General features: G+C 50.4%; 24 protein-coding genes. 12 read left to right on the top strand and 12 right to left on the bottom strand.

Features of this window, described 5'->3' with window-relative positions; genetic code table 11:
- Positions 1 to 3 precede the first annotated feature (3 nt).
- The 3 genes from tuf (at position 4) to bfr (ending at position 2,115) form a co-directional block, all read left to right on the top strand.
- The gene (gene tuf / locus ACVXHP_RS15935; RefSeq protein WP_003031109.1) at positions 4 to 1,188 is read left to right on the top strand and encodes an elongation factor Tu; all 1,185 of its coding nucleotides are present in this window, start codon (positions 4 to 6) and stop codon (positions 1,186 to 1,188) included.
- 184 nt (positions 1,189 to 1,372) lie between these two features.
- Positions 1,373 to 1,567, top strand: coding sequence for a bacterioferritin-associated ferredoxin (bfd, locus tag ACVXHP_RS15930; RefSeq protein WP_006687360.1), 195 nt, complete (start codon positions 1,373 to 1,375; stop codon positions 1,565 to 1,567).
- A 71-nt stretch (positions 1,568 to 1,638) separates the two neighbouring features.
- Positions 1,639 to 2,115 carry a bacterioferritin gene (gene bfr, locus ACVXHP_RS15925; RefSeq protein WP_316130525.1) on the top strand — a complete coding sequence of 159 codons (477 nt, stop codon included), beginning with the start codon at positions 1,639 to 1,641 and terminating at the stop codon, positions 2,113 to 2,115.
- 34 nt (positions 2,116 to 2,149) lie between these two features.
- Here bfr and ACVXHP_RS15920 read toward each other — a convergent pair whose 3' ends face one another.
- The 12 genes from ACVXHP_RS15920 to gspC are packed head-to-tail and all read right to left on the bottom strand — an operon-like array spanning position 2,150 to position 12,816.
- Positions 2,150 to 2,935 (bottom strand): prepilin peptidase, encoded by a 786-nt coding sequence (locus ACVXHP_RS15920; RefSeq protein WP_316130524.1) that lies wholly within the window; start codon positions 2,933 to 2,935, stop codon positions 2,150 to 2,152.
- Entirely contained in the window at positions 2,922 to 3,410 is a 489-nt protein-coding gene (gene gspM / locus ACVXHP_RS15915) for a type II secretion system protein GspM (RefSeq protein ID WP_316130523.1), read from the bottom strand. The genes ACVXHP_RS15920 and gspM overlap by 14 nt, the downstream gene beginning before the upstream one ends.
- Entirely contained in the window at positions 3,403 to 4,527 is a 1,125-nt protein-coding gene (gspL, locus tag ACVXHP_RS15910; RefSeq protein WP_447571802.1) for a type II secretion system protein GspL, read from the bottom strand. Before gspL ends, gspM begins: the two co-directional genes overlap by 8 nt.
- 12 nt (positions 4,528 to 4,539) lie before the next feature.
- Positions 4,540 to 5,505: a type II secretion system minor pseudopilin GspK gene (gspK, locus tag ACVXHP_RS15905; RefSeq protein WP_447571801.1), complete on the bottom strand. Its 966-nt coding sequence runs from the start codon at positions 5,503 to 5,505 to the stop codon at positions 4,540 to 4,542.
- Complete coding sequence (locus ACVXHP_RS15900; protein ID WP_316130520.1) at positions 5,502 to 6,083, bottom strand: PulJ/GspJ family protein; 582 nt, start codon at positions 6,081 to 6,083, stop codon at positions 5,502 to 5,504. The genes gspK and ACVXHP_RS15900 overlap by 4 nt, the downstream gene beginning before the upstream one ends.
- Positions 6,080 to 6,448 (bottom strand): type II secretion system minor pseudopilin GspI, encoded by a 369-nt coding sequence (gspI, locus tag ACVXHP_RS15895; protein ID WP_447571800.1) that lies wholly within the window; start codon positions 6,446 to 6,448, stop codon positions 6,080 to 6,082. The genes ACVXHP_RS15900 and gspI overlap by 4 nt, the downstream gene beginning before the upstream one ends.
- Entirely contained in the window at positions 6,445 to 6,945 is a 501-nt protein-coding gene (gspH, locus tag ACVXHP_RS15890; RefSeq protein ID WP_316130518.1) for a type II secretion system minor pseudopilin GspH, read from the bottom strand. Before gspH ends, gspI begins: the two co-directional genes overlap by 4 nt.
- Before the next feature lie 2 nt (positions 6,946 to 6,947).
- A complete protein-coding gene (gene gspG, locus ACVXHP_RS15885; protein ID WP_316130517.1) occupies positions 6,948 to 7,391 on the bottom strand; it encodes a type II secretion system major pseudopilin GspG in 444 nt (147 codons plus the stop codon).
- 9 nt (positions 7,392 to 7,400) lie between these two features.
- Positions 7,401 to 8,600, bottom strand: a complete 1,200-nt coding sequence (gspF, locus tag ACVXHP_RS15880) for a type II secretion system inner membrane protein GspF (protein WP_316130515.1) — start codon at positions 8,598 to 8,600, stop codon at positions 7,401 to 7,403.
- Positions 8,597 to 10,072 (bottom strand): type II secretion system ATPase GspE, encoded by a 1,476-nt coding sequence (gspE, locus tag ACVXHP_RS15875; RefSeq protein ID WP_447571799.1) that lies wholly within the window; start codon positions 10,070 to 10,072, stop codon positions 8,597 to 8,599. The genes gspF and gspE overlap by 4 nt, the downstream gene beginning before the upstream one ends.
- Positions 10,069 to 12,009, bottom strand: a complete 1,941-nt coding sequence (gene gspD / locus ACVXHP_RS15870; protein WP_447571798.1) for a type II secretion system secretin GspD — start codon at positions 12,007 to 12,009, stop codon at positions 10,069 to 10,071. Before gspD ends, gspE begins: the two co-directional genes overlap by 4 nt.
- Positions 12,010 to 12,816 carry a type II secretion system protein GspC gene (gspC, locus tag ACVXHP_RS15865; RefSeq protein WP_447571797.1) on the bottom strand — a complete coding sequence of 269 codons (807 nt, stop codon included), beginning with the start codon at positions 12,814 to 12,816 and terminating at the stop codon, positions 12,010 to 12,012.
- Between the two features lie 160 nt (positions 12,817 to 12,976).
- Between gspC and ACVXHP_RS15860 the strand changes: the two genes are divergently transcribed.
- The 9 genes from ACVXHP_RS15860 (at position 12,977) to rplV (ending at position 18,465) form a co-directional block, all read left to right on the top strand.
- Positions 12,977 to 14,449 carry a peptidoglycan-binding domain-containing protein gene (locus ACVXHP_RS15860; RefSeq protein ID WP_447571796.1) on the top strand — a complete coding sequence of 491 codons (1,473 nt, stop codon included), beginning with the start codon at positions 12,977 to 12,979 and terminating at the stop codon, positions 14,447 to 14,449.
- 176 nt (positions 14,450 to 14,625) lie between these two features.
- On the top strand, positions 14,626 to 14,850 hold the full coding sequence (locus ACVXHP_RS15855) for a hypothetical protein (RefSeq protein ID WP_316130511.1): 225 nt from the start codon (positions 14,626 to 14,628) through the stop codon (positions 14,848 to 14,850).
- 245 nt (positions 14,851 to 15,095) lie between these two features.
- Positions 15,096 to 15,407 carry a 30S ribosomal protein S10 gene (gene rpsJ, locus ACVXHP_RS15850; protein ID WP_001181005.1) on the top strand — a complete coding sequence of 104 codons (312 nt, stop codon included), beginning with the start codon at positions 15,096 to 15,098 and terminating at the stop codon, positions 15,405 to 15,407.
- 32 nt (positions 15,408 to 15,439) lie between these two features.
- Positions 15,440 to 16,069 (top strand): 50S ribosomal protein L3, encoded by a 630-nt coding sequence (rplC, locus tag ACVXHP_RS15845; protein WP_003031117.1) that lies wholly within the window; start codon positions 15,440 to 15,442, stop codon positions 16,067 to 16,069.
- A 10-nt stretch (positions 16,070 to 16,079) separates the two neighbouring features.
- Entirely contained in the window at positions 16,080 to 16,685 is a 606-nt protein-coding gene (gene rplD / locus ACVXHP_RS15840; RefSeq protein WP_003031119.1) for a 50S ribosomal protein L4, read from the top strand.
- Positions 16,682 to 16,984 (top strand): 50S ribosomal protein L23, encoded by a 303-nt coding sequence (gene rplW / locus ACVXHP_RS15835; protein WP_000617546.1) that lies wholly within the window; start codon positions 16,682 to 16,684, stop codon positions 16,982 to 16,984. The genes rplD and rplW overlap by 4 nt, the downstream gene beginning before the upstream one ends.
- Positions 16,985 to 17,001: 17 nt before the next feature.
- Positions 17,002 to 17,823 carry a 50S ribosomal protein L2 gene (gene rplB, locus ACVXHP_RS15830; RefSeq protein ID WP_000301869.1) on the top strand — a complete coding sequence of 274 codons (822 nt, stop codon included), beginning with the start codon at positions 17,002 to 17,004 and terminating at the stop codon, positions 17,821 to 17,823.
- Between the two features lie 16 nt (positions 17,824 to 17,839).
- A complete protein-coding gene (gene rpsS, locus ACVXHP_RS15825) occupies positions 17,840 to 18,118 on the top strand; it encodes a 30S ribosomal protein S19 (RefSeq protein WP_001138115.1) in 279 nt (92 codons plus the stop codon).
- 14 nt (positions 18,119 to 18,132) lie between these two features.
- Positions 18,133 to 18,465 carry a 50S ribosomal protein L22 gene (rplV, locus tag ACVXHP_RS15820; protein WP_000448832.1) on the top strand — a complete coding sequence of 111 codons (333 nt, stop codon included), beginning with the start codon at positions 18,133 to 18,135 and terminating at the stop codon, positions 18,463 to 18,465.

The raw sequence follows: 18,465 nt of genomic DNA, 5'->3' as shown, positions 1-18,465 counted from the left end.
GCCGTGTCTAAAGAAAAATTTGAACGTACAAAACCGCACGTTAACGTCGGCACCATCGGCCACGTTGACCACGGTAAAACTACCCTGACCGCTGCAATCACCACCGTACTGGCTAAAACCTACGGCGGTGCTGCTCGTGCATTCGACCAGATCGATAACGCGCCGGAAGAAAAAGCTCGTGGTATCACCATCAACACTTCTCACGTTGAATATGACACCCCGACTCGCCACTACGCACACGTAGACTGCCCGGGCCACGCCGACTATGTTAAAAACATGATCACCGGTGCTGCGCAGATGGACGGCGCGATCCTGGTTGTTGCTGCGACTGACGGCCCGATGCCGCAGACTCGTGAGCACATCCTGCTGGGTCGTCAGGTAGGCGTTCCGTACATCATCGTGTTCCTGAACAAATGCGACATGGTTGATGACGAAGAGCTGCTGGAACTGGTAGAAATGGAAGTTCGTGAACTTCTGTCTCAGTACGATTTCCCGGGCGACGACACTCCGATCGTTCGTGGTTCTGCTCTGAAAGCGCTGGAAGGCGAAGCAGAGTGGGAAGCGAAAATCATCGAACTGGCTGGCTTCCTGGATTCTTACATCCCGGAACCAGAGCGTGCGATTGACAAGCCGTTCCTGCTGCCTATCGAAGACGTATTCTCCATCTCCGGTCGTGGTACCGTTGTTACCGGTCGTGTAGAGCGCGGTATCATCAAAGTTGGTGAAGAAGTTGAAATCGTTGGTATCAAAGAGACTGCTAAGTCTACCTGTACTGGCGTTGAAATGTTCCGCAAACTGCTGGACGAAGGCCGTGCTGGTGAGAACGTTGGTGTTCTGCTGCGTGGTATCAAACGTGAAGAAATCGAACGTGGTCAGGTACTGGCTAAGCCGGGTTCTATCAAGCCGCACACCAAGTTCGAATCTGAAGTGTACATCCTGTCCAAAGATGAAGGCGGCCGTCATACTCCGTTCTTCAAAGGCTACCGTCCGCAGTTCTACTTCCGTACTACTGACGTGACTGGTACCATCGAACTGCCGGAAGGCGTAGAGATGGTAATGCCGGGCGACAACATCAAAATGGTTGTTACCCTGATCCACCCGATCGCGATGGACGACGGTCTGCGTTTCGCAATCCGTGAAGGCGGCCGTACTGTAGGTGCGGGCGTTGTTGCTAAAGTAATGAGCTAATTATTGATTAATTAGCTTTGAGCTTAAAAGGGCGCTTCGGCGCCCTTTTTGCTGCCTGCTGTTTTGTTGCTGTCATATTTATTCGCATTTTTTATTCATTCTCCCGCCGCGTAAATAGCGTTGTGCTATTGTAATCATAACTATTCTCATTTACACTTTGCGCAGAAATTGAACGGGAGCGATCATGTACGTTTGTTTGTGTAATGCGATAAGTGATAAAAAAATTCGTCAGGCTGTTCGCCAGTTTCAACCTCAGTCCTTTCAGCAATTACGTAAATTTATTCCTGTGGGAAATCAATGTGGTAAGTGCATTCGCGCTGCCCGTGAAGTCATGCAGGATGAATTAACTCAAATGCCAGAATTTAAAGAGATCGCCTAAGTCACACTCTTTTTTTTGACATCCCGGTAGCCCCATCTACGCTCTAAGAGTGGAAGCGGAGGGACTATAAAATGAAAGGTGATGTTAAAATCATAAATTATCTCAATAAACTATTGGGAAATGAGCTTGTCGCAATCAACCAATACTTTCTCCACGCGAGAATGTTCAAAAACTGGGGGCTGATGCGCCTCAATGATGTCGAGTACCATGAATCTATAGACGAGATGAAACACGCCGATAAATACATCGAGCGTATTTTATTCTTAGAAGGGATCCCAAACCTACAGGATCTTGGCAAGTTAGGCATAGGCGAAGACGTTGAAGAGATGCTGCAATCCGATCTTCGACTCGAACTGGATGGCGCGAAAGACTTACGGGAAGCCATTGCCTATGCTGATAGCGTTCATGACTACGTCAGCCGGGACATGATGATTGAGATCCTGACTGAAGAAGAAGGGCATATTGACTGGCTCGAAACGGAGCTGGACCTGATTACTAAACTCGGGATCCAGAACTATCTTCAGACGCAAATCCGCGAAAAAAATTAAAGCTCTTAAGGAAGGACGTCGGTCCTTCCTGTATCTACGATCCGGACATCCAGCAGAAGTATCCCCATCCACTCAAGGCCAGTGCGGGCCCAAAGGGGATGATGGAGACCCTGCGTCGGGCACGAAGCATCGCCAGCAAGCCGTAAATGATGCCTGCAATGGCTGCGATGTACAAAATATAGGGCAGACTTTGCCAGCCGCTCCAGGCTCCGGTCGCCGCGAAAAGTTTGAAATCGCCATAACCAATCCCCTCTTTTCTATACGCTAACCTGACTATTTGGTTAACCAACCAGAGTGTGGCATATCCTGCGACTGCGCCGAGTATGGCATCGTGACAGTCGATGAATCCGGTGCAAGCATTGAAGACCAGACCGCACCATATCAGCGGCAGGGTGAGTTTATCGGGTAATAGCAAATGGCGTAAATCGATAATACACAAGGCCAGCGCAAACCAGAAATAGAGGAACAGTGCCAGAGCCAATCCGATATCATTAGGGTGGAGCAGGTAACAAAGTGGAGCGATAATGGCGCAAATTAGCTCCGACAGCAGATAACGAAGTGAAACCGTTTTTCCGCAATAGCGGCACCTCCCACGTAGCCAGAGCCAGCTCAACAATGGGATATTGTCGAACCAGCGCAAAGGTTGTCGGCAGTGACAGCAGTGTGACCCGGGAAACCATAAGTTCAGCGTAGTGCCAGCTTTAGCTGGATTTTCTTCATGCGTAATCATCAACGGTAGACGATAAGTGAGCATTCCCATCGTACTTCCTGCAATCAGGCCGATCGCCACAAAGAACATACCTGTTTCAGCGCTTATCATTAGCGGTCGCCTTTAACGTCATTTTGTTCAGTGTAATATTGCCGGCACTGGCTGGACTGGCGTGAAATTCGAGAATCTCAACGCCCAGGCTATGCTCTCTTTGCAGGCGATTGAGCCACTCAGCAAAGGCTCCAGCGTTAATACTGTCAGCGGTAACGTCCAGTCCGCCACTCTGGTTTTGCGTGAGCGTGATGGTGAGCCCCGATTGTTCAGCCTCCTTTTTAATCACATTGGCGACTGGCGCTGAGGGTGAACGTTGCGGTAGCACCCCCCGGATTCGGGCCTGTTTATCCAGCCAGATCAGGTCCTGTTGCAGCTTATCGCAGCGGGCCTGGAGGACATCCACGGTGCGGCTGAGGGGAAGATATAACCCGCACCCGTAAAATGTGGCGACACAGAGGAAGAACAGCATAATAGCGACTCGCCGTTCGGTTGGGTTTTTCTGTTGTAGCCACTCCCTGATACGTTTATTCATAGCGTAATGTCCACAGTCCCTGATCTTGCTTCTCAATCTGTAAGGGCAGCCCCGTTGCGTTGGCGGTGATAAACTGCTCAATCTGATTTTTATCGCTGGCATACATAAAAATCTGCAGAGATTTGCGTTGTTGATCGTAATTTATGCCTTTCAGCGCCAGTTGCGGAAAACTGTCCATCCCTTTTTGCAGGCGCTGCAGGAGAATGGCAGGGGCGGGAAAGCGCTGTTGCAACTGTTTTGGCAGATACGTTCGCAGATTTGCGCTGTGCCTGTTTTCGGGAATATAGCTGTGCCAATTCTGGGTAAGAGCGGTCGTCAATTGTTGCTCAAGCCAGTGTAATTGGGTGTAGAGGAGTATTTGCGAGATCAGCGGCATTATAGTCAGCGCCAGCACACATCCCAACGCCAGACGTTTAAGGCGCATGGTTCCTGGTTGGGAAACCATGGGCAAACGTAGATGACCGTGTAGCAGGTTGATTGTTGTCGCCGGGGTGTATACCGACAGAATGGACTGCTCCGGGTAGGTATTACCTCGGGTATTCGAGTCTGGCAGGCTACCGTAACAGGTCAGGTGCTTCGGCGCGTAGTGAGCAAGCAGATGAGTGAGCCAGTGTTCATTAAGTCGCGAACCGCGGCCTGCATGAGGGCGTACTAACCAACCCTCTTCATCTTTTAGCACCGTCCATCCCTCGTCTGTTATTGGCAGGCACAGGGCATCCAGTGTGGCGTGGGTGATTTTTATCCCTGCGGTAGTGAACGGTAGAAGTTGAGCTTCAAGCTGACATGGCTCAATGCCAGCGACCCATACATCGCTGTCCTGCTGCTGGATAATTGTCCAGTGCAGGGCAGTTGATGATTCATCCAGCGTTTCATCGGCCAGCCATTGTAACTTTTGTGGTGTTAACACATATCCTGATGAGGGGATCTCCAGCTTTCTGAAGATGGCCATCTCCACGGGCAAAAGAAGATGGGTCTGCTGAATAGCCGGTTGGCGCGGCAGTGCGGACAGCGACTCTCCTGCGGGGATTCGCTGTATTTCGCCGCAGCCGCGCTCATCATGAATTGACCATTCCAGCGAGCCTGAGATGGGATGTATTACCAACGTCGAGAATGCCATTAAAATTCCTTTTTATTCCTCTTCGCCAGCGGTTAACTGGCGCAGGTAAGTCCTGAGTGTTTTGTTTTTCTCGTTATAAAAGAGCCAGCTATTCATGCCGATGCTGAGATCGCCCTGATGGACCGTGGCGCTGATACGGTAATACTGGCTGCTAACGGCAAGCATCTTTTTGAGTGAATCCACTAATTCTTTCGTCGCGGAATAGTCTTGCTGCGCCTGATATATAAACGCGTCGACGGTCGCCCAGCCGTCCGTTGGTCGTTTACGTAATAACGTTTTTGCGTCGTTATCACTAATTTCATTCAGGAAAAGCGCTGACAGCAGTGGAGCATCCTGCTCCGTTAGGGTATTGATATTGATGGATATCACGTTGCTAAATTGCGCACAGATAAATGGCGACAGATTCTGAAAAATTGTCTCCGTCATGCCGTGTACCTGACGTACCTCGCTGGCGCTCAGCAATAGCTGGTTGGCGGCAAGTCCTTTGTCTTCACTTCGCTGATAATACTCATCCTCTGCGCCGTGCACACGTTTGGTACTATCGTCGTCGATGTAATCTGCCAACGACTGGATAATCTCTTCCGCCTGTGCACCTTCGACGTTGTTTTTTTCCAGTAATGCGGAGAATACCTGAATTACATAGGGCGCTGTGGCGAGCGGTTCCGTTGGCGCGTTGAGCAGCGCGTTAAGATTAAAGCAATGTTGCTGGTCTTCTGCTCGCCAGAAAACCGTTGTATCTTCACTAAGCTCAGTGCTTCCATCCGACCCCTTTCCTGGGGTGAGCAACTCGGATTGCAGGCCAGCAGCGGCCTGCGCTTCTGCATAAAGCAGGGCGAATTTTGCCTGCAGACTGGCGTTGACCCGACGGCTTCTTTGCAACTGCGTCTGAAAGCTGAGGGTTAATTCGGCCGCCAGTGCGGCCATTAGCGCCAGGATTAATAATGTGATCAGTAATGCCGAACCGCGTTCATTTTTCATTTTGCCGCTCCGGCGGTTTCGCTGGCCTGCTGACGCGTAGGGAACCAGTCCGGCAAAACGTAATCACGACGTACTTGTTCGCTGGACTTGAACTCAAGTATTACTCTTGCTTGCGCAGGGATGCTGCCATCCTCTGAATTCTGTATTCTGGCCGTGAAGTGGGTAACACCTTCCAGCATTGGCCTCGGCGCTCGTTCTTCTTTGCTGTCCGGTGCGGTGCGGACTGCACGGAATAAAACGCCGTCCTGCAGATACCAGTGGACGGTAATCAGCCTGGATTGCGGCCGTGTCGCCGCGTCGATGCCCAACGACTGCGTGCTGAAGATCATACCGTCAGTTTCAGACTGGAAGACCTGGTTGGTCTGGCGGTTTTTTCTGGGTACCAGTTGCATTAAATCATTGCCAAGTAGCAGATCCGTTCGTTGTAGCGCATTGAATTTTTGCGTCAGGTTTTGTGCCCGTTGATACTGTTCCATTGCCTGGGAAAAAACGCTGGCGGCCAGAAAACTCAGGGTTGAAAGAATCACGATGGCGAGCATTACCTCCAGCAGAGTAAACCCGCACTGAGCACGCTTCACTTACTACCCTCCTGATCTTGCTCTACAGGAGACCATCCTGAAAGGGATGAGATCCGGCCATCCGGTTGGGTCACGACAACCTGTTGCTGCCGAATTTGCGAGACGTCGGACGTCGTGGCGGTCATTTGCCAGCTAAGGCTGAGCGCATTTTGTCGATCGGTCCCTTTGTCCGTGCTCAACTGACTTTCACGAGCATTAATGAGCGTATTATCCGCGCTCCATAACGCCAGCGTTTCCTGTTGCATGGTCTGAATGGCCGTAAGCTGCCACTGCATGCTTGTTATCAGCGCCAAAATCGCGGTGGCGAATATCGTCATGGCTAATAAAACTTCCAGCAGCAGCATGCCGCTTTGCTTAGCGTTCATTTTTTCTTTCCACTAAGCGTGATGATTAAAGGTAGGCTGCCCGTGCTTTGTATGTCGATAAGTCTGACATTGTCTTCATCCCTGAAGCTCAGCGTAAAAGGCGTTATCTCGCCATCGGGCGTGATAAAGACTTGCGGCAGATTGGCATCAGGTGCCGGGATGATGATTGGCTTACGCGAGCTTTGCCAGTCTCCCGCCAGTCGTAACGCCTCATGGTGCGCTACCTCTTGCCATGTCTTGCCGCCAGTGGCCGTTTTTTTTAACTGCCAGAGGGACCAGCCCTCACGTGTTATTCTCAGGCCTATAGCGGATTTTTCCAGTAGCGCCCAGTCGGCGGCATACTCAACTTGCTGACGGAACGCTTCAGCCTGTTGAGAGAGCCTTCCCGTGGCGCTCAGGCGCGAGTTTTGCGAAGCGATAACGCCTGCCGCCATCATGGCGATGATGACGATCACCAGCAAAACTTCCAGCAATGTGAATCCCTGTTGCTGTTTCATGTTCAGCGTGATTTTTTATCGTTATCCCAGTTATTGATATCATCCGCCGTGCCAGCTTCGCCGTCGGGGCCGGCAGAGGTGATATCGACTGCGCCATGCTCGCCAGGGCTAATAAGTATGTAGTCATTACCCCAAGGGTCGTTCGGGAGTCGGCGAATATAGCCATCCGTACTGTAGTTTTCAGCCAGTGGCGCCAGCGTTGGAGCGGTGACTAAGGCTTCCATTCCCTGTTCAGTCGTGGGATATCGGTGGTTGTCCAGTTTGTACATATCCAGCGCATTCTCAAGCGCGACGATATCGGTGACGGCTTTCTGGCGATCGGCGCGATCTTTATTGCCCATCAGGTTCGGTACCACCAGGCTTGCCAGAACACCGAGAATGACAATCACCACCATCAGTTCCATCAGCGTAAAGCCACGCTGTTTATTGTTTATTGGCTTTTCCATAGACCTTCCTTAGTTCATTAATGTATTGAGTTGCAGAATAGGTTGCATGACTGACACCACGATAAAGAGGACAATCATGGCCATGATGACAATCAGAGAGGGTTCAAAAATCGCCAGCGCCAGGGCAATCCGGTTTTGCAAATGGTTTTCCTGATTGTCCGTTGCTCGCTGCATCAACTCGCCCAGTTCGCCGCTTTTTTCACCTGATGCGATCATGTACAGCATCATGGTCGGAAAAATGGCAGTTTGCGCTAACGAGCGGTGAATACTGTTACCCTGGCGTACGCTCTCCGCTGCTTCACTGAGCCTTTGGCGGATAGCGAGGTTACCGACGCCCTCCGCAGAGAGCGTCATCCCCTGTAAAAGCGGTACGCCGCTGTTGTTCAGTATGCTCAGGGCGCGCAAATAGCGGGCGCTGTTAATCGCACAGACCAGAGAGGTGGTAAACGTAAACGTCATCAGGAAGCGATGAAAACGCAGGCGGTTTCCCTTACGCCGTAGCCAGTATGAAAATATGATGAATAACGCCACGATGAGGAGAAAAATTCCCGGACCAAAGGTGGACAGGAAATGACTGATGGCCAACAGAATGCGCGTTGTCAGCGGTAATTCATGCTTGAGATGGATGAATTGCGCCGTCACTTTGGGCACTACGGTGGTCAGCAGAATGGTGACAACGAGGATCGCGACGGTGGTCAGTAGTGTTGGATAAATCAGCGCTTGCGTCAGTTTGCTGCGCATTCGCTGGCGGGTGTCATTAAAATCAGCTAATCGCTCCAGAACGGCACCCAGCTGTCCGACGGTTTCTCCGGCCTTAACCAGGGTGCAGAATACGGAATCAAACAGATGAGGATGGCTCTGCATTGCGCTGGATAACGATTGCCCCTCGAGGACTGCCAGACGCAGTTCATTAATGATAGCAGACAGGTTTTTATTTTCTTTTTGTTGCTGAATGATCGCCAGGGCCTCGTCCAGCGGTAAAGCTGCCGAAATCAGCGTCGCCAGTTGGCGGGTGAAGAGGGTTAAGTCGCTGTGGCTGAGTCGGGGGCCAAAAAGAGGGATCGAGAACGACTTTTGCTGTGGTTTGATGACGAGCGGCAGCAGCCCTTGGGTACGTAAGAACGTCACCACTTCACGTTCGCTATTGGCTTCAACGATGCCTTTAGCGGGCTTTCCTTGCAGATCGGTTGCTTGCCAGGAAAATTTCATTGTTCAGTCTCCAGCGGCTGCTCCCTCTCTGCGGTGACCCGCAGAATTTCCTCCAGTGACGTAAGCCCCTCTACGGCAACGCGCAGGCCATTAGCCAGCAGGTTTCTGTGCCGTTGACCCTGTAGCAGCTCCAGACGTTGCTCATTGAACTCACCATGAATGGCGGCGCGAATTTCCGGGCCGACAGTCAGTATTTCGTGTATCGCCAGACGTCCCTGATAACCACTCTGTCGGCAGGCTGGACAACCGTTGGCTTGCCACATCTGAGGCGCGGATATATCGTGCGTATCCAGCAGCTGCTGTTCCTGCGGGGTTATGAGGCGGGTAGATTTACATTCATTGCACAGACATCTGACCAGACGCTGGGCGATGACGCCGACCAGCGAGGAAGACAGCAGGAAAGATTCAATGCCCATATCGCGCAGACGTGTGATTGCGCCGCTGGCGCTGTTGGTGTGTAGCGTGGAGAGGACGAGATGGCCGGTTAATGACGCCTGTACTGCAATTTGGGCGGTTTCAGCGTCGCGGATCTCGCCGACCATCACAACGTCCGGATCCTGGCGTAAGATAGCACGCAGTCCACGGGCAAACGACATATCCACGCGGCTGTTGACCTGGGTCTGGCCGACGCCTTCCAGCTCGTATTCAATAGGGTCTTCAACGGTCAGGATATTGCGCTCAGGATGATTCAGCGCTGACAGAATGGCATAGAGTGTGGTGCTTTTACCGGAGCCCGTTGGCCCGGTGACCAGAATAATGCCGTGCGGCAGGGTGATGAGTTGCTTAAGCGCCTGCGCGTCATCGCGTGACATATCAAGTTTATCGATCGACAGGCGCAAACTGCTCTTATCCAGCAGACGCAGCACTACCCGCTCACCGTGCTGTGAAGGCAGGGTCGAGACGCGAACATCAACGTTGCGATTACCAATTTTTAAGGTGATACGACCATCCTGCGGGAGGCGTTTTTCAGCGATATCCAGCCTGGCCATTACCTTAATGCGAGAGATTAGCAACGTGGCCAGCTTCTTGTTTGGCTGCACGACGGGACGCAATACACCATCCACGCGAAAACGAATGCTCATCGTTTTTTCGAAGATCTCAATATGGATATCTGAGGCGTGTTCTTTGATAGCCTCGTTTAATACCGCGTTAATCAAGCGAATAACCGGCGCATCGGACTGCTCGTTGAGCAGATCTTCGTTGGTCGGTATCTCTTCTGAAAGCGCGTTGAGATCGTCGACATTATTCATCCCTTCGGCAATCAGTTGTGCTGTGCCGCTGTCCTGCTGGAAGATTAGCTCCAGCTGTTCATCAAACTGTTGTGGGGAAAGACGACGAAAGGTACAGTCCGCTGTCGTTAATATCGCTGCATCAAGCAAATGATCAAGCGGCGTGTTGTCAGCGTAGATGACTTCGCCGTTGTGGATCGCTACGCCGCGTTGTTGTGCTTTTAGCCAGATTCGCTGTTTCATTTTGATGAGTTATCCAGCGAATCAATGTTATCAACGCCGATCAGCAGCTTACTGCTCTTCTCTGCGCGTTCTTTTTGCATCGTCTTGAAACGTGTATATTTTTCCTGCGATAAGGAATGGTATACATCGTCATCCCGAATGATCGTTGGGCGAATAAAGACCATCAGATTACGTTTGCTTTTTTCATTATCGGTGTAGCGAAACAGTTGCCCGACCAATGGAATATCGCCGAGGAACGGAACTTTTTCGATTGTTTCTTTACTGGAGTCGTCCATTAATCCCCCCAGTACGACCGTTTCGCCACTTTTTACCAGCACCGCGTTCTGGATGGTGCGGGTATTGAAGGTTGGCCCGAGATCAGACGAGTTTGCTGAGGAATCAACGCTCGACACCTCCTGTTCAATCTCCATCAATACCGAGTCACCCTCGTTGATTTGCGGCGTAACCTTCAGCTTGGTTCCCACTGTTTTACGTTCAACGGTACTGTAAATATTATCACCGGAGGTGGTTTGGGAACCGGATAGCACTGGCACATCCTGGCCGACGTTAAACGACGCTTCTTTATTATCAAGTGTGACAATACTAGGGGTGGATAATATGTCATTTTTACTGTCTGAACTGATTGCCGTCAGCAGCACACCCCAGTCGCCGCTGAAGAAACCTGCTGCAAGACCATTAAACTCGCTGAACAGGTCGTAGGCTGGGTTATCACTGGTGATGCCTCCCTGCTTTTTAAACTCCCTGACGCCTTGTGCGGCGTTGAAGATTGGCAGGCCGGTATTGGTAAACTGGGTTGCGCCGACGTTTTTATTGGCCCACTGCACGCCAAGATTCAAACCTTTGCCATCCTGGACTTCGACAATAATGGCTTCGACCAGTACTTGAGCGCGACGAATATCCAGTTTTTCAATTACTGGAGCCAGTTGCTGGAGTTGGCTTTGGTTGGCGGTGATGACCAGCGAATTGGTCTGTTCGTCTGCGCTGATAGATATATCGTTATTACTGCTGCTGGAGGTGTTGCCACCCGATTTTGTTGCGGACCCGCTCTCATCTTTTAGTTTCTGCGAAACTCCCGTCAGGACTTCAACTAGCTTGTCTGCTTTGGCATATTTCAGATACCAGACGCGCGTATTACCCTGTCCTTGCTCCTGCGTATCGAGATGCGAAGCGAGCTGCATGATTTTTGCACGGGCTCGATCCGAACCACTCACAATCAAGGTATTGCTGCGCTTGTCGGCGACAATTCGTGTTTGCAACGTAGCTGGTTTAGCATCTTTGCCGTTCTCGCGCGACAGTTCGGTGAGCACTTCGGCGAGATCGACGGCAGAAGCATATTTTAGCGAAATGATCTGGTTTTTTTCTGCACCCATACTGTCCACTCGCTTTGCCACCTCAAGCAGGCGATTAACGGTGGCGGCTTTCCCGGTTAGGATTAGCACGTTAGATGCTTCGTAGTGGACAACGTTTCCAGTATTGCTAGCGTCTAGCATCTGACGCAACAGCGGGGCCAGCGCGCGAGCCGGTACGTTATTTAGCGATACCACGCGGGTGATCAGTTCATCGCCCTTGCCGGGCTGTGCGTCACTGGAGAGCCGGCCCGGCACCATTTTAATTTTGTCAGAACGCACGACTTTGAGAATGCCGTTGTCAAGTGTGACGAGGGAAAAACCATATAAATCAAGCACGCTAAGGAAAAACTGGTAGTATTCCTCTTCGGTGAAAGAGTCAGTGCTTCTGACCGAGATGGTCGCGCTGACATCAGGGGCAAGGAGAATGGTTTTACCGATATTCTGCCCAACAATATCAACAAATGTCTTAATATCCGCGCCGTTAAAGTTGGCGGTATAATCAGCCGGCATCGCCGGCGCGCTGGCGGTTGCCAGTAGCAGCATTAATGAAACCCCGGCCAGACGGCAACGGGGGAAGAGTCCATTCATTTAGTTTTCCTTAACATCCTTGAACTGATTTACTGAAACATTAACTAAACGGGGAAGCGAGTTGCGCACCACGGTGAACTGCGCCATTTGCAGACGACTCAGCGCTTCCTGCGCCTGATTAAGATCGGCTTGCTGCGTTAATGAGAGGTTATTAATACGCACGGCAATGTCACCGGGCAGCAGCTCGGTTCCAGTGAATGAATGTGTTTTATCTCGGGGTAAAAGACGTAACCCGCGTAGTGTGTTTTTTTCCTGAACGGTGCTGGTTGCGATAAAGTCCGCCAACGCAAACTGCTGGTGGGTACTGGCGTCCTCTTTTTTGTCCTGCGGCCTCGAAGAGGGTAATTCCTCGAGGAGCGTCAGCCGGACTTCCTGTCCCTGATGGTCAAACGTCACCTGATTTTTATCGATAGCGGTAATACGCGAGTCAGGAGAGGAGTTGAGGGGCTGGTTAAGCGTATAACTGGCTTGCTGTCCTCCCTCTTTGACAATCGCGCGGGAGGCAGATTTATTGGTGCTAACAATAATTCCGCTTAACTTGATTCCTGACAACGCGTCGACAGTATGCTGACGACGGGCTGGCTGCGTTGTGGCACCCAATGGTTGAGCAGATAACTTCAGGGGCGGCAATTCCTGACGTTGTGGATTATCTGCTTTTATTTTATATACATAGTTTTTATTTTTACTCCAATTAATATAGGTGGAGTAAATAAAATAAAAAGAGATAATAGCGCTAATAAATATAACGATAATAAATAGAATACGGCCTGCTAGCACGTTTTTCAGAAAATATTTAGGTGTTAACATAAGTATCGGATTAAATATGGTTAGAATATTCGAATGTAATTGTTTTATTTGCTAATGGAATGAATAATATGATCGTCGCAACACGATGACAAGTTGTTTGTATTTGGTGTGGTTAACTTAGGAATAATGACATTATTCATTTAGACGAGCATGATAAATCATGGATGATTTCGCTTATATTCATACAGAAAGAGAATGTATTCTTATTCGTTATATGATTGCCGAATTGCAGCGTGAACGATGGGCTGTGCTACATGGGGAGAAATCATCTGGGAAAACCGTGTTGGCTTACGGTATTGCTGAACGATTCCCAGGGCGGACAATTATTCTAAACCCTATCAACACGAATGGCTACCGGTGGGATTGGACGCTTGTTTATGATAATCAGCCAAACAATAATTTGGTTGGATGTATTTTCCCTGTGACATCACTCTGGTCCGAGCTATGTTCGACGGTAATAACGAATACCGCTGAATCCTTGCTGATTATTCTTGAAAATGCGCACGGGATAAAACACGGGCTTGCAGAGTTCATCCAGCAAGGTAAAGCACAAATACCAGGGGTGCATATTCTCACTGTAGGGATGTTTACCTCTCGACAACGACGAAAATTACACTATAGACACCCATCATGGGTGACCATTCCCGCTCCCGGCATTGACGAAGCCCGGCAGGTGATTGCCCACCATGCTGGTATTGATCTCACTGCGATTAATCAGCTTCCATCCCATTTTATACGCAGAATTATGCGGAGCACTCGCGGAGAACGGCGATTATTGGCACGGGCAGGATGGTGTATTCGTCAGGCGCTACAAGCAGAAGATATCGACGTTGGCCGATTCAGCCGAAAACAGCGCAAATGGGTGCTGCGTTGCTTACCGACGCCTCGCCGGCGAGTTCTCACCGCATCTGCACTTATTCTTATTGCCGGAACATGTTGGTTTGCAGGATGGAAAAACGGGGCGCTCTTATCCCCTTTATTGCCGGAATTGCCGCGTAATATTTTTGCTGACAGGACCGGGATCCTCCCAAAGTCTGTGGATCTTGGCGATAAAATAATGACAGTCAATGACGCCACTCAATTGCTGTTCGAGGTTTGGGGTTATGAAACCGATAAAAAAGAAGCATGGTGCGATCAGGCATGGCGAGGCGATTTAATGTGCGAATCTGGTGTGACTACGTTAGATCAATTGAAAAATCAGGGACTACCCTGGATTGCTCAACTGCAGGTGGCAGATAAAAAGATCCCCGTGGTCGTCATCGGTTTCAGAGATGAAAATGTGATCGCCCTGGCAGGGAAAAGGACCTGGCATCTCAGGCTGGCGTGGTTCTCTACGGTTTGGAATGGCAATTATACAATCATGAGGAAAACGACGCCGGAAGGGAAAACCTCGATTACGAAAAAAAGTAGCGTCGAAGATATTATCTGGCTTGATGCCATGCTTAGCCGAGTACTTAACGTTGAAGCCGATGAATCGGGAGAATGGTCGGCATTGTTGGTGGAGAAAATTCGTCAGTTTCAGGTACAAAATGGACTGACTGCTGATGGTATCGCCGGACAACTTTCGCTTATTAAACTATGGCAGGCGTTGGATGAAAGCCCCAAACTTATTGTGGAAGGAGAAGGGCATTAATGTTTCAGTTATATTGCCGGGGTCAACAACTATCCGCAGTATGTGAACCTCGCTGCTGGTGGCACTTTGCCCGCGTCATTGGAGGGTATGGGCTGTGTAGTTGCAGCTGGTTTCTCTTCGCTGCGTTCTGGGTGGTTATGGGGAGTTATTTCCAATCCCAACGGGCACCAGTTCAGATGGCGGAATTAGCTAACCCTAATTATGTGCTTTCGCAGGAGCATTATCTTTATAAGAAAATCCCTCTTCCGGCGGTAGTAGAAACGGAAGAAGAGACTGATGAGCAGAATGAGGCCCATGAGGAGAGCGTAGTTGACAGGCAGAATCCAGCACCTGAAGACGCCACGGATCATGCCGATTTAAAGGCTCGGGTAAAGCAGGCAATGGCTGAAATAGAACAATAAGCATGCGCAGAAGCGATCTGGTTATTATCAACACAGTTCGCTTGCAATGCTCCACTGAATGCGTATAATGCGCGGGCTTGTCTAATATTGACAGCGGTTCGATATGAGCCACCGGTACTGCGAAAGCAATACCAGACAATGTTCCCAATCGGGGAACTCTGTAAGAACGGTTACACTCTCCCATCAATCGTAATGGGTTTGAGGAGTAACTATTTCGTCTATAAAATAATTGGAGCTCTGGTCTCATGCAGAACCAAAGAATCCGTATCCGTTTGAAAGCGTTTGATCATCGTCTGATCGATCAATCAACCGCGGAAATCGTCGAGACTGCCAAGCGCACTGGTGCGCAGGTTCGTGGTCCGATCCCGCTGCCGACCCGCAAAGAGCGTTTCACCGTTCTGATCTCCCCGCACGTTAACAAAGACGCGCGTGATCAGTACGAGATCCGTACTCACAAGCGTCTGGTTGACATCGTTGAGCCAACTGAAAAAACCGTTGATGCTCTGATGCGTCTGGACCTGGCTGCCGGTGTAGACGTGCAGATCAGCCTGGGTTAATCAGGTCATCGAGCGATTGAGAGGTTGATACAATGATTGGTTTAGTCGGTAAAAAAGTGGGTATGACCCGCATCTTCACTGAAGATGGCGTCTCTATCCCAGTAACCGTTATCGAAGTTGAAGCAAACCGCGTTACTCAGGTTAAAGATCTGGCTAACGACGGCTACCGCGCTGTTCAGGTTACCACCGGTGCTAAAAAAGCTAACCGTGTAACTAAGCCGGAAGCTGGCCACTTTGCTAAAGCTGGCGTAGAAGCTGGCCGCGGCCTGTGGGAGTTCCGTCTGGCAGATGGTGAAGAATACACCGTTGGTCAGAACATTAGCGTTGAACTGTTTGCTGACGTTAAAAAAGTTGACGTAACCGGTACCTCTAAAGGTAAAGGTTTCGCTGGTACCGTTAAGCGCTGGAACTTCCGTACCCAGGACGCTACTCACGGTAACTCCTTGTCTCACCGCGTTCCGGGTTCTATCGGTCAGAACCAGACTCCGGGCAAAGTGTTCAAAGGCAAGAAAATGGCAGGTCAACTGGGCAACGAACGTGTAACCGTTCAGAGCCTGGACGTAGTACGTGTTGACGCTGAGCGCAACCTGCTGCTGGTTAAAGGTGGTGTTCCGGGTGCGACCGGTTGCGACCTGATCGTTAAACCAGCTGTGAAGGCGTAAGGGGATAGCAATGGAATTAGTATTGAAAGACGCGCAGAGCGCGCTGACTGTTTCCGAAACTACCTTCGGTCGTGATTTCAACGAAGCGCTGGTTCACCAGGTTGTTGTTGCTTATGCAGCTGGTGCTCGTCAGGGTACTCGTGCTCAGAAGACTCGTGCTGAAGTAACTGGTTCAGGCAAAAAGCCGTGGCGCCAGAAAGGTACCGGCCGTGCGCGTTCAGGTTCTATCAAGAGCCCGATCTGGCGTTCAGGTGGCGTGACCTTCGCTGCTCGTCCACAGGACCACAGTCAAAAAGTTAACAAAAAGATGTACCGCGGCGCGCTGAAAAGCATTCTGTCCGAACTGGTACGTCAGGATCGTCTGATCGTTGTCGAATCATTCTCTGTAGAAGCGCCTAAAACTAAGCTGCTGGCACAGAAACTGAAAGACATGGCTCTGGAAGATGTGCTGATCATCACCGGTGAGCTGGACGAAAACCTGTTCCTGGCTGCGCGCAACCTGCACAAGGTTGACGTACGCGATGCAACTGGTATCGACCCGGTTAGCCTGATCGCCTTCGACAAAGTCGTAATGACTGCTGATGCTGTTAAGCAAGTTGAGGAGATGCTGGCATGATTCGTGAAGAACGTCTGCTGAAGGTGCTTCGCGCACCGCACGTTTCTGAAAAAGCGTCTACTGCGATGGAAAAAACTAACACCATCGTTCTCAAAGTTGCTAAAGACGCGACCAAAGCAGAAATCAAAGCTGCTGTGCAGAAACTGTTTGAAGTCGAAGTCGAAGTCGTTAACACCCTGGTAGTTAAAGGGAAAGTTAAACGTCACGGACAGCGTATCGGTCGTCGTAGCGACTGGAAAAAAGCTTACGTCACCCTGAAGGAAGGCCAGAATCTGGACTTCGTCGGCGGCGCTGAGTAAGTCGGAGGAGTAATACAATGGCAGTTGTTAAATGTAAACCGACATCTCCGGGTCGTCGCCACGTTGTTAAAGTGGTCAACCCAGAGCTGCACAAGGGCAAACCTTTTGCTCCGCTGGTTGAAAAAAACAGCAAATCCGGTGGTCGTAACAACAATGGCCGTATCACCACTCGTCACATCGGTGGTGGTCACAAGCAGGCTTATCGTATTGTTGACTTCAAACGCAACAAAGACGGTATCCCAGCAGTTGTTGAACGTCTTGAGTACGATCCGAACCGCTCCGCGAACATCGCGCTGGTTCTGTACAAAGACGGTGAACGCCGTTACATCCTGGCCCCTAAAGGCCTGAAAGCTGGCGACCAGATTCAATCTGGCGTTGATGCTGCAATCAAAGCAGGTAACACCCTGCCGATGCGCAATATCCCGGTTGGTTCTACCGTTCATAACGTAGAAATGAAACCAGGTAAAGGCGGTCAGCTGGCACGTTCCGCTGGTACTTACGTTCAGATCGTTGCTCGTGATGGTGCTTATGTCACCCTGCGTCTGCGTTCTGGTGAAATGCGTAAAGTCGAAGCAGACTGCCGTGCAACTCTGGGCGAAGTTGGCAATGCTGAGCATATGCTGCGCGTTCTGGGTAAAGCAGGTGCTGCACGCTGGCGTGGTGTTCGTCCTACCGTTCGTGGTACTGCGATGAACCCAGTCGATCACCCACATGGTGGTGGTGAAGGTCGTAACTTTGGTAAGCACCCGGTAACCCCGTGGGGCGTTCAGACCAAAGGTAAGAAGACCCGCAGCAACAAGCGTACTGATAAATTCATCGTACGTCGCCGTAGCAAATAATTTTAGAGGATAAGCCATGCCACGTTCTCTCAAGAAAGGTCCTTTTATTGACCTGCACTTGCTGAAGAAGGTAGAGAAAGCGGTGGAAAGCGGAGACAAGAAGCCCCTGCGCACTTGGTCCCGTCGTTCAACGATCTTTCCTAACATGATCGGTTTGACCATCGCTGTCCATAATGGTCGTCAGCACGTTCCGGTATTTGTTTCCGACGAAATGGTCGGTCACAAACTGGGTGAATTCGCACCGACTCGTACTTATCGCGGCCACGCTGCTGATAAAAAAGCGAAGAAGAAATAAGGTAGGAGGAAGAGATGGAAACTTTAGCTCAACATCGCCATGCTCGTTCTTCTGCTCAGAAGGTTCGCCTTGTTGCAGACCTGATTCGCGGTAAGAAAGTGTCGCAGGCTCTGGATATTCTGACCTACACCAATAAGAAAGCGGCTGTATTGGTTAAGAAAGTCCTGGAATCTGCCATTGCTAACGCTGAACACAACGATGGCGCTGACATTGACGATCTGAAAGTTACGAAAATTTTCGTAGACGAAGGCCCGAGCATGAAGCGCATTATGCCGCGTGCAAAAGGTCGTGCAGATCGCATCCTGAAGCGCACCAGCCACATTACTGTGGTTGTGTCCGATCGCTGA

The organism is Citrobacter freundii complex sp. 2025EL-00176, assembly GCF_053309355.1.
The sequence above is the reverse complement of the archived record's forward strand: the minus strand, read 5'-3'. Positions and strand labels throughout refer to the sequence as shown.

Excerpts from the sequence above, each read along its gene's own strand:
- rplV (WP_000448832.1), top strand. The coding sequence starts at position 18,133 with ATGGAAACTTTAGCTCAACATCGCCATGCTCGTTCTTCTGCTCAGAAG.
- rplB (WP_000301869.1), top strand. The coding sequence starts at position 17,002 with ATGGCAGTTGTTAAATGTAAACCGACATCTCCGGGTCGTCGCCACGTT.
- gspG (WP_316130517.1), bottom strand. The coding sequence starts at position 7,391 with ATGGAAAAGCCAATAAACAATAAACAGCGTGGCTTTACGCTGATGGAA.
- rpsJ (WP_001181005.1), top strand. The coding sequence starts at position 15,096 with ATGCAGAACCAAAGAATCCGTATCCGTTTGAAAGCGTTTGATCATCGT.
- gspI (WP_447571800.1), bottom strand. The coding sequence starts at position 6,448 with ATGAACGCTAAGCAAAGCGGCATGCTGCTGCTGGAAGTTTTATTAGCC.
- ACVXHP_RS15860 (WP_447571796.1), top strand. The coding sequence starts at position 12,977 with ATGGATGATTTCGCTTATATTCATACAGAAAGAGAATGTATTCTTATT.
- gspK (WP_447571801.1), bottom strand. The coding sequence starts at position 5,505 with ATGAAAAATGAACGCGGTTCGGCATTACTGATCACATTATTAATCCTG.
- gspL (WP_447571802.1), bottom strand. The coding sequence starts at position 4,527 with ATGGCATTCTCGACGTTGGTAATACATCCCATCTCAGGCTCGCTGGAA.
- rplC (WP_003031117.1), top strand. The coding sequence starts at position 15,440 with ATGATTGGTTTAGTCGGTAAAAAAGTGGGTATGACCCGCATCTTCACT.
- ACVXHP_RS15855 (WP_316130511.1), top strand. The coding sequence starts at position 14,626 with ATGGCGGAATTAGCTAACCCTAATTATGTGCTTTCGCAGGAGCATTAT.
- ACVXHP_RS15920 (WP_316130524.1), bottom strand. The coding sequence starts at position 2,935 with ATGATAAGCGCTGAAACAGGTATGTTCTTTGTGGCGATCGGCCTGATT.
- gspE (WP_447571799.1), bottom strand. The coding sequence starts at position 10,072 with ATGAAACAGCGAATCTGGCTAAAAGCACAACAACGCGGCGTAGCGATC.
- gspF (WP_316130515.1), bottom strand. The coding sequence starts at position 8,600 with ATGAAATTTTCCTGGCAAGCAACCGATCTGCAAGGAAAGCCCGCTAAA.
- gspC (WP_447571797.1), bottom strand. The coding sequence starts at position 12,816 with ATGTTAACACCTAAATATTTTCTGAAAAACGTGCTAGCAGGCCGTATT.
- rpsS (WP_001138115.1), top strand. The coding sequence starts at position 17,840 with ATGCCACGTTCTCTCAAGAAAGGTCCTTTTATTGACCTGCACTTGCTG.
- bfr (WP_316130525.1), top strand. The coding sequence starts at position 1,639 with ATGAAAGGTGATGTTAAAATCATAAATTATCTCAATAAACTATTGGGA.
- bfd (WP_006687360.1), top strand. The coding sequence starts at position 1,373 with ATGTACGTTTGTTTGTGTAATGCGATAAGTGATAAAAAAATTCGTCAG.
- gspH (WP_316130518.1), bottom strand. The coding sequence starts at position 6,945 with ATGAAACAGCAACAGGGATTCACATTGCTGGAAGTTTTGCTGGTGATC.
- gspM (WP_316130523.1), bottom strand. The coding sequence starts at position 3,410 with ATGAATAAACGTATCAGGGAGTGGCTACAACAGAAAAACCCAACCGAA.
- rplD (WP_003031119.1), top strand. The coding sequence starts at position 16,080 with ATGGAATTAGTATTGAAAGACGCGCAGAGCGCGCTGACTGTTTCCGAA.
- gspD (WP_447571798.1), bottom strand. The coding sequence starts at position 12,009 with ATGAATGGACTCTTCCCCCGTTGCCGTCTGGCCGGGGTTTCATTAATG.
- rplW (WP_000617546.1), top strand. The coding sequence starts at position 16,682 with ATGATTCGTGAAGAACGTCTGCTGAAGGTGCTTCGCGCACCGCACGTT.